This window comes from Fulvivirga ligni, from assembly GCF_021389935.1.
Taxonomy (GTDB): Bacteria; Bacteroidota; Bacteroidia; order Cytophagales; family Cyclobacteriaceae; genus Fulvivirga; species Fulvivirga ligni.
Window position 1 is genome coordinate 5,097,660 of sequence record NZ_CP089979.1, and the last position, 14,165, is coordinate 5,111,824.

The window sequence follows — 14,165 nt, forward strand, 5'->3', positions numbered from 1 at the left end:
TAGTCATGATTGTGTAACTTATAATTACCTCATGATTAATTTATTATGGAAAAACATTATCACTCACTGAAAGAATTCTACCCGTTTTACCTTTCGGAACATAAAGATAAAACGTGTAGAATTCTTCATTTCATCGGCACCTTTCTGGTATTCATCACCCTTTTTATCGCAATTTTCACCCAAAATTGGTGGTTGTTTTTAGCTATTCCTTTTGTAGGTTACGGATTCGCCTGGGTAGGTCATTTTTTCTTTGAGAGAAACAAACCAGCCACTTTTCAATATCCGGCCTACAGCCTGGCTTCAGACTTTATATTATTCTTTGATTTACTCATGGGTAAAAGAAAATTTGATGCTAACAATGAAAAAGTTATTTCTAATCACGACCGTACTGCACCTTAGCCTTTACTGCTTCGCCCAACAAACCTCTCCATGCGAAAAGGATAGCATATATCATCATTTCAATTTTTGGCTAGGTGAATGGTCTGTCTACTCGAATGATAAACAGGTAGGAACCAATATAGTAACTAAAGCCAAAGGAGGCTGCGCCATTCATGAAAACTATACTACGCCTGGCCAATATTGTGGTCAGAGTATCAATTACTATAACCCGCTAGACAAAAAATGGCATCAGTCATGGGTAGGCAGCGCTGGTGATGTCATGGAGTTTACTGAAGTAGCCAAATCACCGAGCATGCTACAGTTTGAATGCGAAAGGATGAAACCAGATGGACAGACTTACCTTTCCCGGATGACTTTCAGCCAAAATGAAGATGGCTCTGTGAGACAGCTAATAGAAAATTCTTTTGATAATAGAGAAAGCTGGAAGGTAGGATTCGACGGACTGTATAAAAAGAAAAAATAAACCCCATTCTTTTTATTAATTCAAGAATGGGGTTCAATCATTATCCTTCGTAGTAAATTCTATAAACCTTATTCCCGAAATCATCAGACACCAAAATTGATCCATCCTCTAGCTGAATCACGTCTACAGGTCTTCCCCAATTAGATTGTGTTGAATCGTTCAACCAGCCATCGGCAAATACCTCTGATTCTACTGCTCTATCGCCATCAATAGAAACATGCATAAGTCTATAACCAATTTTCTTAGATCTGTTCCATGAACCATGCTGCGCCACTATAATATCGCCTTTGTATTCCTCAGGAAACATATCACCAGTATAGAACACAAAACCGAGGTTAGCTGTATGCGCATCGAATTTCCAGACAGGAGGCACAAAATCAGAACATGGATATTTGTCACCAAACTCAGGATCAGCTATATCACCTCCATGGCAATAAGGAAAACCAAAATGATCACCTTTTTTTGTTACTTTATTCAACTCTCCTGGAGGATAGTTATCTCCCATGTTATCCCTTCCGTTATCAGTAAACCATAGCTCCTTAGTGTCAGGCTTCCAACCAAACCCAACTGTATTTCTCACTCCCTTTGCCACTATTTCCAAACCTGAACCATCAGGGTTAATTCTAGTAATACTAGCGAAAATTTCCTCTTCACGTTCGCATATATTGCAAGGAGCACCTACAGGCACGTATAACTTACCATCAGGGCCAAAAGCAATATATTTCCATCCGTGATGTCCTTCTGTAGGATACTGATCATAAACCACCTCATATGCAGGCGGGTTATCAAGATGATTTTCAATATCGCTGAATTTTAATATCCTGCTGATTTCTGCCACATAAAGATCTCCATCTTTAAAGGCCACCCCATTGGGAGAGCTTAATCCCTCTGCCAGAACATATTTCTTCTCAGCCTTACCATCTCCATCTTCATCCTTCAACGCGTAAACTTTATCCTCTGCCCTGGTTCCTACATAGACCACGCCTGAAGGACTCAAAGCCATAGAGCGCGCATTTTCTACATCTGCAAATTCCTCTATTTTAAATCCAGAGGGTAGATTAACTCTATCTAAACCTTCTTTAGGACTACTTTCTGCCACTGATGTAGTGTCTGACTGCTCACTTTTTGAGCTATCCGGAGAGTTACATGCGGCTATACTTAGCACTAAGAGGCTGATTATAATTACATTTTTCATAAGCTAATATTCAGGTTACTTAAAATAATTTACAAAAGTAAAATACTTTAAGGTTCATTATGTATTGATCAAAAGATAACTTTGCACTATGTTATCTATTAATAACCTTTCTTATTTTATTGGTGGAAGAGCGCTTTATCAGGAAGCTTCTTTACACATTAAACCTAAAGACAAAATAGGCCTTATTGGTCTTAACGGTGCTGGTAAGTCTACATTACTCAAATTGATCAATGGTAATTATCAGGCTGATGGTGGAGACATTAGTAAAAGTAATGAATGCACCATTGGCTTCCTAAACCAGGATCTTCTCTCCTATCAAACTGAGGACAGCATTCTTTCGGTGGCTATGGAGGCCTTTGGTGAAGCTGTTGAAACTCAAAAGGCCATTGATAAAATATTAAAAAAGTTAGAAACGGATTACTCGGATGACCTAATCACAAAGCTCACAAAGCTTCAGGAGAAGTTTGAGCGACTGGAAGGTTATTCGATGCAGGCTAAGGCCGAAGAAATACTAGAAGGTATCGGCTTTAAAACCGATGATCTCAGCAGACCACTAAAAGAATTTTCAGGAGGTTGGCGAATGAGAGTAATGCTGGCTAAACTTCTTTTAGAGAAGCCCTCTATACTCATGCTGGATGAGCCTACTAACCACCTTGACTTGCCTTCCATTGAGTGGGTTGAAAATTACTTAAGAACCTATGAGGGCGCAGTAATCGTGGTTTCTCACGATAGAGAGTTTCTAAATAATACTATCAATAAAATAGTAGAAGTAGCTCAGCAGCAGCTAGTTTCGTATGAAGGCAATTATGATTTCTATTTGGAAGAAAAAGAGCTCAGAAGTGAGATTCAAAAAAATGCCTTTGAAAATCAGCAGCAAAAAATAAAACAAACTGAACGATTCATTGAAAAATTCAGAGCTAAAGCTACTAAAGCAAGACAAGTACAATCCAGGGTTAAAGCCCTTGACCGTATGGATAAAGTGGAGGATGTTATTGATACCAATGCTGTAGTTAACTTTAAGTTTGAATTCAAACAGAAATCCGGTAGACATGTGGTTAGACTTGAGGATATTAGCAAGGCATATGGCGACCTAACTATTCTTAAAGATACCACCGCCAATATAGAGCGAGGCGATAAAATAGCTCTAATAGGTGCCAACGGAAAAGGTAAGTCTACTTTATTAAGAATTATTGATGGTAGTGAACCCATTTCCGGTAAAAGAGAACAAGGCTTTAATGTTGTAAAAGGATTTTATGCACAGCATCAGTTGGAATCATTAAAGGTTGATAATGGAATACTGGATGAGCTCAAGCAGGCCGGAACTGATAAAAACGAACTACAACTAAGACAAGTATTAGGATGCTTCCTATTTACTGATGAAGATGTTTTCAAAAAAATCAAAGTACTGTCAGGAGGTGAAAAGTCTAGAGTAGCATTAGCTAAAACGTTGATATCAGAAGCCAACTTCCTCTTACTTGATGAACCTACTAACCACTTAGATTTCCAATCAGAGAACATCTTAATACAAGCTTTACAGCAATATCAAGGTACTTTTATTACTGTTTCTCACAATAGACACTTTGTATCCAAGGTGGCCAATAAAATTTGGTATATAGAAGATCACCAGATAAAAGAGTATTTGGGCACCTACAAAGAATATTTATACTGGAGAGAGAAAAAACCCAACTACAGTGGCGGCCGCACCTGTACAGAAAAAAGAAAAACCAGCTCCTGCACCTCGCAAAACTGAAGATGAAAAGCGCCTTCAATCCCTCAAGAGAGAACTTTCTCAAGTTGAACAAAAGATTGATCAGCTAGAGCAAGCTTCCAGCGAATTAGAAGAAACAATGGCAGATCCCGAAGTATTCGGAAACCCAGACAAGCTTCTTGAAGCAAACACCAAATATGAAAAATTGAAATCTGAGTTAGAGAATCTAAACTCAGAGTGGGAAACCAAAGCAGAAGAAATTGATAGTATGGAAAGCTAAACACTTTCCATACTTTAATTTCTTTTCCTTAACTGCACTAAGCTTTACAGCATGACCCCTACTAATATGATCATCCCTATTAAGAATAAAACTTGTACATAAATAGCTCTAAATAGACTTCTGATAATTGTCTTACGCATATTAATCGTCGGTTTAAAAAATTGCAGTTCAACTTATAGACTCACTATAAGTTGAAAGGGTTGGAAGAATAGTTAAAAAATATATTTAAATCTGAAACCTATCTCTAAAACAGTAGGTCTTGACTCATAATCTGTCTCACTTTTTGTCACTGAAGTCAACGCTTGGCGTAACTGTGGTAAAAGTGAAATAGTATAGTGGTTATTCAATTCGTAGCTAAATTCAGACCCTAACAATCCGCTGATTTGATACGTTTTGTAAGGAGAATTATCACCTGCATCTACGGTAACATCTTCAATATCACCATCAGAACCGTCATAAGTATTCTTAATGAGAATATTATTAGCTATCCCTGATAATAAAGTTACATTAAACTTCCTATCCAATAAAATGTATCCTGCTTGTAAAGGTACACTCACTAATTCGTAGGTATTGACCACCTCATAAGGTTTTGTAAACTCTATAGTCAGCGCATCAGAAGAAGATTCATTGTCAATACTGTTAAATGAAGTTACTTTCTTACTGGTCTGAGCAAAAGAATTATTGGTAGCTACAACATCAGAAACACTGGTAGCCTGCTGCTGCAAATAGCTTACACCACCTTGCACCAACAATTTTCTAGACACCCTTTTACCAAGATTTACTCCCACATTCATACTTTGGCCAACTGCCTCTTCAGAGAAATTAGGGCTTCTTTTTATAGCTAGTCCATTTCCTTCAAAATCCATATTAGCGAGCACCTGATCATTACTACTACCAATGTTAGGATTAAATCTACCCGCTGAAACACCAATATCAGCCCAAAGACCATCTTCACTGCTAGTCTTATCCTTCGCTCTCTTTACCGGCACATATGCATACCAAGGAACCATTTTCATTTCACGATCAAGCATAGCTGTATCAACATCTAAATATTCAAATCGCTTATCAAGCTCAGATAAAGATTCAGATGCCAACTCCCTGCTTACACTCTCATTAGCTGCATAATTATTAGCAATAGATGTATTGTCAGCCTCTATTGCTACCACTTCGGGTTTTACGCTGGAAGTATTATCGTTAACCACAGCATTAACCACCTGATTATCAGATGCATTATTGCTACTATTAGCTACTAACTCAGTCTTATTTTCATCTAAATTCATGACTTCATTTATCTTATCATGTTCGTTAGATTCATTCGCACCAGAATGGTTTAAAGCACCATTGCTTTCTTTTTGATTAAAGGCAAAGCCATTATTCAAATCAGAATTATTGAACTCAGCAGAAGTAGCATTTTGATCAGTGCCATTCAGTCCCTCGTTTATAGATGCTTCGTTCACTCCGCTATCATTTGCTGCAACCGGAGTTACAGCGCCTGCCTGAACATCATGAGTGTTTTTTAAACTTTGATCAGAACTTACATTTGAGGAATTATTTTTTTGCTCAAGTAAAGCAACATTATCTGAATTCAATTGGTCTGCAACTTCCTTATTAGCCGTCGACGCGTTCTTATCATCCTCAATATTAGATGGTGATTCATTTGATAAGCCATTAGCTAATTCTGAAGAACCTGCTCTTTCATCATTAATAGCATTATCAGCAACGGCTCCTGGATTATTGAGTCCAGCTCCATCATGCTTTAGGTTGTACCAGTTATTAGTATATACGCCACCAACCGTTAATGCAAAAATAATAGAAGCCGCAGCCACCATCTGATACCAGAACAGTCGCCTTCTAATTTCACCATTTTTTGCATTGACCAAATCCAGTTCAATCTTGTCCCAGACATGATCCGGAACATCCACCTCTGCATCCTCAAAAGCATTTAGCCATTGCTCTTCGAAGCCCGATCTATTTTGCTTGTCCATAACTAAGTTTGTCTTCTTGTTTAAACTGTTCTCTTAAAAGAACTCTAGCCCTTGAATACTGAGACTTGGAGGTACCCTCACTGATGCTAAGTGTATCAGCTATCTCTTTGTGAGTGTATCCCTCAATAGCATATAGGTTAAATACCGCCTGGCAACCCGAAGGTAATTTCTGAATCATCTTAAGTAATTCTTTGAAATTAAAATCAGCTAGTGAAAAATCACTATCCTCAGTAAAATTCACATCATTAATATCTGTCATAGGAAACAGATATAGCTTACTCCGCTGATGATTTAAAGCAGTATTTACTACAATCCTTTTTATCCAAAAGTCCAGTCTACATTCCCCTCTAAAAGTGCTTATTTTATCAAAAATCTTAATAAAAGCCTCTTGAATGATATCTTCAGCCTCCTGATCGAACTTAGAATATCGCATAGCAACTACCATCATCTTTTTTGCATAAAGATCATAGAGCTGCCTTTGAGATTCTCTTTTCCCCTGGCGACATCCTTGTAAAAGTTCTTTTTCAGATATCATTTAATACAATAAAAGTCCTAAGGCTTTGTTATTACAGACACAGCTTATGTTGAATAGGTTGTAATTATTATCTTAGTGCAAAATTAAAAATATTCCCGATAAGTAGATGAATATTAGAACTATCCTCACATTATTTTCAATTTTACTCCTCACATCTAGTCAATTATTCAGTCAATCCAAGAAACTTTTATACAAAAACGCCACATACGAATTTGAAATAAGAACAGTTTTATTGTATGGAGCTAATGCTTCCATGCTTTCACCCGCCGTTGCACTCATAGGGGCCAACGACCTTGTTCTTGAATTTGATGATTTAGTTGAGCGCGAAGAAAACTATAGAGCCAAGATTATTCACTGCAATAAAGACTGGACTCCTTCCCGACTCAAGGAAATCAACTACCTATATGACTACAACGAGTTCAATATAAATAATTACAAACTTTCAGTGGATACCAAAATAGCTTATGTGCATTATTCATTTAAAGTTCCTAATGTTAAAGTTCCTGGCAATTACGTTTTAGTAGTTTACCGCGGCACAGATGAATCAGATATTATTCTCTCTCATAGATTTATGGTTTATGATAATAAAGTAGGCATTGGACTTACCAGCAATCTTCAAGGCCTCACCTCTATGGATAGAAAACGCCAAAAACTAGATTTCATTATTAACTATGAAAACTATCCTATTCAAAACCCAGGCACAAGCATTCAGGTGGTCATAAGACAAAATCAAAGATGGGACAATGCCATTACCAACATTAAGCCCAATATGATAAGAGAAGCATCTTCAGAGGTAGAATACCAATATTTCAACGAAGAGAATAGTTTTCCTGCTGGAAATGAGTTTAGGTTTTTTGATATGCGTTCTATCCGATACCCAGGTCAAAATGTTCAAAGGATAAATGCCAACACCAGGCCATCCACTGCAGATTTAATGTTAGATAAACCTCGGATTTATCAGCCATACACTCAATATGATGATATCGAAGGAGAATTCTACATCGCTAATACAGATACCGGAAACGGCCCCACTCAGTCTGACTATCTTTCTGTAAACTTCAATCTTGATACAGACAAAATTAATGGAGACATATACTTGGTTGGAAGTATGAATAACTGGGAACTAAAAAATAAAATGACCTACAATAACAGCCTTCAACGATATACTACTGATATGATTTTAAAACAGGGTTTTTACAACTACCAATATCTGGTTCAAAGTAAAGATTACGAGGCAAATTATCTCGAAGGAGATCACTATCAGACGGAAAACACCTATGAAATATTTGTCTACTACCAGTCTCCATCCAGCAGATCGGAACTACTCATCGGCTACAGCCAATACACCATGAACCCTGTAGATTGATTCATTAAGCGTAGTTAAATTCGTACTTCAACACTCTGCTATTTGGGTTGGAATTAGCAACATCCAACATTCCAAAGCCCTTATGTGTAAACCTTCCAAGTCCACAATTAAACACAAACTGCTGCACCTCCTTAGCGGCATATAGAGTGAATGGAAAAGTGTAACCACGTACCTCATATTTCACATCCTGATCATACACAGGGTAGATTCTGGCGAACTTCTTTTGAGCAGCTGTAAGTCTGGAAAGGTAAGTTTTATCCGGAACCAATTGAAATTTGTAGAAGCTAGCTAACTGTTCTTCAGTATACATATTAGCCGCCTGCATACGAGATATGGTAGACTCATAAAGCAAGTCTGAAAAATTATCAGTATCTGGTGGAATAAAGCGCTTAGCCGAATTATCATTAAATGATGAATTCAATATTACTAAAGGAGAAATACAGATGAATTTAATTGAATCCTCCATTTCGATTTCTTCCTCTAACTCTACACCTTCAGGTTGCAGATATAATCCTCCAAGTTCTACTTGATTAAAATCAAACAGATTCATCAGGAAGTAATCAATAAACTGCTTATTAGGACTGGAAAGCACCAAGGTCACCCTGGCAGAATAAAAATGTAGCCCTTTTCTACTTACTTTTGTTTGTCCTTTTAGCCCTGAAAAGTTGTAAAACGAGTAATGTACGTACTTCTCATCACCACCCTTCATAAGTATACCCTTAATCATCTGCGCAAGCAGATATTGGTGGTGAAAAGGGACATGACTCCCCCTATTCTTTAAAAGAAAAATAATTCTAACTCTCAACTTGATTTTATTATTGACAAAAAAATTAAGGCTGCCCCAAACAAATTATCCTTCAAAAAAATATTGAGTATCTAAATACCAACAGACCAACTTTGGGCGAACACTAAATATTGAAAAAATATTTTAATAAAAATAATGTTTAATCAATAAATCTAAAAATTCAAGTCACATTTATTTTTAGCGTAAAATACAATAGCACTAAAATGTTTTCAATTATTAATTAGAAGGTACATCTTAGTGCTATAGCCTTTATTCTATACATTGAATCGGAAGTGCATAATATCGCCATCAGCCACTACATACTCCTTCCCTTCTATAGCAATTTTACCTGCTTCCTTACATGCAACTTCGGTTTTATAGGTTTGATAACTTTCTAGCTTAATTACCTCAGCCTTAATGAATCCCTTCTCAAAATCAGTGTGAATTACTCCCGCCGCCTGCGGAGCTTTCCATCCTTTCTTGATTGTCCAGGCTCTTACTTCAGTTACACCTGCGGTGAAATAAGTAATTAAATCCAATAAGCTATAAGCCGCTTTTATCAACTTGTTTAATCCAGACTCTTTCAAACTATACTCTTCCAGGAACATAGCTCTTTCATCAGCATCCTCTAGCTCAGCGATTTGCGCTTCTATTGAGGCAGATACCACCACTACTTCAGCGCCTTCGCTAGCAGCCATTTCTTTAAGCCTTTCAGAATATTCGTTGCCATTTGGAAGAGCAGTTTCTTCCACGTTCGCCACATATATTACTGGCTTGGCAGTTAATAACTGTAGGTCGGCCACAGCCTTTTTATCATCCGCATCCAGATCAATGCTTCTGGCATTTTTACCTTCTTCTAAATGTGCTTTATATTTCCTAACAATCTCAAGATCTTTCTTTGCCTTTGCATCTCCACTTTTGGCAATCTTTTCTATCCTTAAGATCTTCTTATCAATTGATTCTAAGTCTTTTAGTTGTAGCTCAGTATCAATAACTTCTTTATCAGTGATGGGATCTACCTTGCCATCTACGTGAACAATGTTATCATCCACAAAACATCTTACCACATGAGCAATAGCATCTACCTCTCTAATGTTCGCAAGAAACTGGTTTCCAAGACCTTCGCCTTTACTAGCTCCTTTTACCAGACCAGCAATATCCACAAACTCTATAGTAGTAGGGATAACTTTTTGTGGGTTAACCAAATCCTCTAGAACAGTTAACCTTTCATCTGGAACCGTGATAACACCAACATTGGGTTCAATAGTACAAAATGGAAAATTTGCAGCTTCTGCTTTATTATTAGATATCGCGTTAAAAAGAGTCGATTTACCTACGTTAGGTAATCCTACAATTCCACATTTAAGAGCCATGAAAACTTATTTTTTCTGTAATTTAAAAACACTATAGCTTCTATAGCCATTGTATAACTCTGAGAATGAGACTCTTATAACAGTGTAAACTGGTATAGCAGCGATCATTCCCGGAATGCCTGCTAAGGAAGCGCCTGCAAATATAATTATAAATATTTCCAAAGGATGCGCTTTTACACTTTTAGAAAAAATCAATGGCTGTAGTAATATGTTATCTATCACCTGAACTGTAGCAAAAACAGAGCCTATCTTTATAATCAAAAACATATAATGATGACTTGTGACCAGGTCTGTACCCGTAGAAACACCAACGATCACACCAAAACAAGCTCCAAGTAATGGACCTAAATAAGGAATAAGATTAGCTACTGCAGCAAATAATGCAATAGTCAAAGCATATTTGATCCCCAAAATGCTTAATCCTAAAGAGGCAATACTGAAAATTGCGAATATCTGAAACAACAGACCAATCAAGTAGTTAGATAGCAGTCTTTCAATTTTATTGTATGCCGCTATAGTAACTTCAAAGTATCTATTAGGAATGAAACCTATGAGCTTTTTGCGCATAGAACCCATCTCATAAATCAAAAAGAAGGAAATAAAACTCACCGCTAAGATTCCAACCAAGATCTGACCTGTAACAGCAATTACGTTATTAATAACATTACCAAATTGAACATTGGAAATAACCTCTACAATGTTATTCTGAAGATTATCCACTATAAAACCTTCTTTTTCAGTAGTTAAATCATTATTGATTAAGAAGTATTCAAAATTCCTAAGCGGAATGCTAAGGCGGGCGTAAAGGTCATTGTAATCCAGTCCTGAAATCACCTCAATCTGCTCGGAAATTAGAGGTATAAATAAGATTACGAACGATGTTAGAAAGCCTATAAGAACCGCATAAGATAAAATAACCGCCGCTAACCTTGGAATCTTAATATTATAAACCTGGGTATTGGCTATATATTGGGTCAGAGGCCTTAGAATGCTACTAACAACAATAGCAATAGCCGTATAAATAAAAATATCGATAAAAAGCCATCCTAGTAAAACGAATAAAGCTACAGCTATAAGGATGTATAAAATGGTTTTGCCTAACATAGATCAAATATAAAAAAAAGCCCTTGAAATCTTCAAGGGCTTTAGTTATCGTTTCTGTCAGGGTTTAATCCCATTTCAATTCTGTATCTATTTCAGAGTTATCTTCAATTTCACTCTCATCTGATGCTCTATCAAATTGTGTGAAGTCTACATCTGGTAATAACTCCTCCTTCACATGACTTACCGTATTATTTAGCGCATCAACAAATTTGTTAAAATCTTCTTTATAAAGGAAGATCTTATGCTTCTCATACGTAAATCCATCATCCTTATATCTTCTTTTACTTTCTGTAATAGTAAGATAATAGTCATTCGAACGTGTAGCTTTTACATCAAAGAAATATGTCCTCTTCCCCGCTCTTACTCTTTCGGAAAATATTTCTTCTCTTTCGTTAGTATTATTCTCTTCCACAATCCTAGTAGTTTAGTTTTAATTTTTTGCTTGTACTTTACATAAATCCGATTTAAATATAGTATAATAATTACGTTTTATGCAAGCGTATCATTATTAATTATGAAACATTTTGTATTATACTGTGTTATGACAAGATGATTTCCCTAGATTTAGGGATAAATTCCTATTTTTTGCATGAAATTAGACCTTGATAAAGTAAAAGAAAGCGGCCAAATCGATTTTTTAGCTCGTCAATTGGTTGATGGCTTCATCACCGGACTTCACAAATCTCCTTATCACGGTTTTTCGGTTGAATTCGCCGAGCACCACCTCTATAATTCCGGTGAAAGCACCAGGCATATAGACTGGAAAGTATATGCAAAAACGGATCGTTTATATACCAAAAGGTTTGAAGAGGAGACTAACTTAAGATGCCAAATTGTCATCGATAATTCGTCCTCAATGCATTATCCGGTAAAATCTAAGGGTAAATTAAGGTTTAGTATTCTTTGTGCTGCGGCACTATCTTATTTACTTCAGAAGCAAAGAGATGCAGTGGGAGTAACCACCTTTTCAGACCGGATAGAAACTACCACACCTATCAGTTCTACAAGCTCACACTTGAGGAAGCTTATTACATTATTCGAACAATTATTCACAGAAAGCACTCCACAAAAAAGCACCAATGTACCCGATATCTTACATGAGGTTGCTGAGAAAAATCATAAGCGATCACTAATAATAATCTTTAGTGACATGTTTGATAATCCTGATCAGCTGGATCAGATTTTCAAAGGTTTACAACACCTTAAACACAACAAGCATGAAGTACTACTCTTCCATGTTACTGACAAGAACACGGAATATTCTTTTGATTTTGAGGATCGCCCCTATGAATTCATAGACCTGGAGTCTGGAGAAAAAATAAAGCTTCAACCCAATCAAGTAAAAGAACACTATACTACTAACGTTCAAAATTACTATCATGAATTGAAGCTTCGTTGTGGTCAATTAAAAATTGATTTTATCGAAGCTGATATCAGCTCTGACTATAATGAGATTTTAAATGCTTATTTAATCAAAAGAACAAAAATGAGGTAATTAATCCTCATGCATCCATTCTTTCTTAGCACTTAATTCTTCTTCAGTTTCTTCATAATCTGGATCTGGAACACAACAGTCTACAGGACATACAGCTGCGCATTGAGGCTCCTCGTGAAAGCCAGTACATTCGGTACACTTACCAGGTACAATATAATAGAACTCATCTGAGATAGGCTCTTGTGGTTCTTTACCATCTATTACCGTACCATCTTCCATCTCTACCTCTGTAAGATCAGTGCCTCCTGCCCAATCCCATTCCAATCCGCCTTCGTAAATAGCCGTATTTGGACATTCGGGTTCGCAAGCTCCACAGTTAATGCACTCATCAGTAATCATTATCGCCATTACAAACTGTATTTATTCTTTTTAAAACTTAAAAATTCTAATCTTTGCAAAAATATAAAGTATCTATATCCTTTCAAACAGATAGCGGATACTAAAGGTTATTTTGAATGATTATGAATATTGAAAAAAGAATAGAGGCCTTTGTGAAATTGGGGCGTGAATTATCATCACTGGCAGCAGATGAAGATAAGGACTGGATGTGGAGAGCCAAAAGTCAAAATCCATGGTTTACGGAAGATAATATCACTTTCTCCCTTAATGGAATAGCCAAATTATTAACAGAAGAAAAGCTTAATAATTGGGTATCCAACTATCAAATAATAGATCAAGGAAAAAAGATTGGAATTGTAATGGCAGGTAATATACCCATGGTCGGTTTTCATGACCTGTTATGCATTCTTATAAGTGGTAATATTGCCGTCATTAAAATGTCATCACAAGATGAATTTTTAATGACCACGGCTATTAACAAGCTAATTGATATTGAACCATTATTCAAAAATCAAATTATCATCCAAGATCAACTTAAGGATATAGATGCCATAATCGCCACTGGCAGCGACAATACTAGCAGGTATTTTGAATTTTACTTTGCCAAATACCCCAACATCATTAGAAAGAACCGAACATCTGTTGCCATTCTAACGGGTCAAGAGTCTAGAGAAGAGCTAGAGCAGCTGGGTAAGGATATTTTTCAATATTTTGGCCTGGGTTGTCGCAATGTTTCAAAGTTACTGGTGCCAGACAACTATGATTTCACTACCTTTTTTGAATCTATCGAGTCTTATAACCACGTAGCTCATCATCATAAATACACTAATAACTACGATTATAATAAGTCAATCTATCTCGTTAATGGTGAAGACCATTTAGATAATGGTTTCCTACTTTTAAAAAAGGATGAGGCACTAGTCTCACCTATTTCCGTTCTTTTTTATGAGAATTATCAATCGGAAAGTGATTTATCGGATTATCTAAAAACTCATTCCCAAAAAATTCAGTGCATTGTAACCAACGGACACATCGACATATCAGACGCACAACAATTTGGTCAGGCACAATTACCTGAGCTTGAAGATTATGCGGACGGAGTAGATACTTTACAATTTCTAACCTCATTATAAAAAAAG

13 protein-coding genes and 1 pseudogene are annotated in these 14,165 nt (G+C 36.5%); 6 read left to right on the top strand and 8 right to left on the bottom strand.

The window, feature by feature from the left end; all coding sequences use genetic code 11:
- Positions 1 to 45 precede the first annotated feature (45 nt).
- Positions 46 to 399, top strand: coding sequence for an Mpo1-like protein (locus LVD16_RS21405; protein ID WP_233770333.1), 354 nt, complete (start codon positions 46 to 48; stop codon positions 397 to 399).
- Positions 359 to 862, top strand: coding sequence for a hypothetical protein (locus LVD16_RS21410; protein WP_233770334.1), 504 nt, complete (start codon positions 359 to 361; stop codon positions 860 to 862). Before LVD16_RS21405 ends, LVD16_RS21410 begins: the two co-directional genes overlap by 41 nt.
- 40 nt (positions 863 to 902) lie before the next feature.
- Here the strand turns inward: LVD16_RS21410 and LVD16_RS21415 are convergent, their stop codons facing one another.
- Complete coding sequence (locus LVD16_RS21415; protein ID WP_233770335.1) at positions 903 to 2,057, bottom strand: PQQ-dependent sugar dehydrogenase; 1,155 nt, start codon at positions 2,055 to 2,057, stop codon at positions 903 to 905.
- Positions 2,058 to 2,145: 88 nt separating this feature from the next.
- Between LVD16_RS21415 and abc-f the strand changes: the two are divergent.
- Positions 2,146 to 4,045, top strand: a pseudogene (abc-f, locus tag LVD16_RS21420) (ribosomal protection-like ABC-F family protein).
- Positions 4,046 to 4,257: 212 nt separating this feature from the next.
- Here the strand turns inward: abc-f and LVD16_RS21425 are convergent.
- Both LVD16_RS21425 and LVD16_RS21430 read right to left on the bottom strand, forming a co-directional pair.
- Entirely contained in the window at positions 4,258 to 6,030 is a 1,773-nt protein-coding gene (locus LVD16_RS21425) for a hypothetical protein (protein ID WP_233770336.1), read from the bottom strand.
- A complete protein-coding gene (locus LVD16_RS21430) occupies positions 6,014 to 6,565 on the bottom strand; it encodes an RNA polymerase sigma factor (protein ID WP_233770337.1) in 552 nt (183 codons plus the stop codon). The genes LVD16_RS21425 and LVD16_RS21430 overlap by 17 nt, the downstream gene beginning before the upstream one ends.
- Before the next feature lie 106 nt (positions 6,566 to 6,671).
- Between LVD16_RS21430 and LVD16_RS21435 the strand changes: the two genes are divergently transcribed.
- The gene (locus tag LVD16_RS21435) at positions 6,672 to 7,931 is read left to right on the top strand and encodes a type IX secretion system plug protein (RefSeq protein ID WP_233770338.1); all 1,260 of its coding nucleotides are present in this window, start codon (positions 6,672 to 6,674) and stop codon (positions 7,929 to 7,931) included.
- 4 nt (positions 7,932 to 7,935) lie between these two features.
- Here LVD16_RS21435 and cas6 read toward each other — a convergent pair whose 3' ends face one another.
- The 4 genes from cas6 to LVD16_RS21455 all read right to left on the bottom strand — a co-directional run bounded on the left by cas6 (position 7,936) and on the right by LVD16_RS21455 (position 11,604).
- Entirely contained in the window at positions 7,936 to 8,736 is an 801-nt protein-coding gene (gene cas6 / locus LVD16_RS21440) for a CRISPR-associated endoribonuclease Cas6 (RefSeq protein ID WP_233770339.1), read from the bottom strand.
- A gap of 254 nt (positions 8,737 to 8,990) precedes the next feature.
- The gene (ychF, locus tag LVD16_RS21445; protein WP_233770340.1) at positions 8,991 to 10,088 is read right to left on the bottom strand and encodes a redox-regulated ATPase YchF; all 1,098 of its coding nucleotides are present in this window, start codon (positions 10,086 to 10,088) and stop codon (positions 8,991 to 8,993) included.
- 6 nt (positions 10,089 to 10,094) lie between these two features.
- On the bottom strand, positions 10,095 to 11,192 hold the full coding sequence (locus LVD16_RS21450) for an AI-2E family transporter (protein WP_233770341.1): 1,098 nt from the start codon (positions 11,190 to 11,192) through the stop codon (positions 10,095 to 10,097).
- Between the two features lie 64 nt (positions 11,193 to 11,256).
- The gene (locus tag LVD16_RS21455) at positions 11,257 to 11,604 is read right to left on the bottom strand and encodes a DUF3276 family protein (RefSeq protein WP_233770342.1); all 348 of its coding nucleotides are present in this window, start codon (positions 11,602 to 11,604) and stop codon (positions 11,257 to 11,259) included.
- Between the two features lie 177 nt (positions 11,605 to 11,781).
- Between LVD16_RS21455 and LVD16_RS21460 the strand changes: the two genes are divergently transcribed.
- Positions 11,782 to 12,687, top strand: coding sequence for a DUF58 domain-containing protein (locus LVD16_RS21460; RefSeq protein ID WP_233770343.1), 906 nt, complete (start codon positions 11,782 to 11,784; stop codon positions 12,685 to 12,687).
- On the opposite strand, the gene LVD16_RS21465 is transcribed toward LVD16_RS21460, so the two are convergent.
- Positions 12,688 to 13,035, bottom strand: coding sequence for a 4Fe-4S binding protein (locus LVD16_RS21465; RefSeq protein WP_233770344.1), 348 nt, complete (start codon positions 13,033 to 13,035; stop codon positions 12,688 to 12,690).
- A gap of 113 nt (positions 13,036 to 13,148) precedes the next feature.
- Between LVD16_RS21465 and LVD16_RS21470 the strand changes: the two genes are divergently transcribed.
- The gene (locus LVD16_RS21470) at positions 13,149 to 14,159 is read left to right on the top strand and encodes an acyl-CoA reductase (RefSeq protein WP_233770345.1); all 1,011 of its coding nucleotides are present in this window, start codon (positions 13,149 to 13,151) and stop codon (positions 14,157 to 14,159) included.
- Positions 14,160 to 14,165 lie beyond the last annotated feature (6 nt).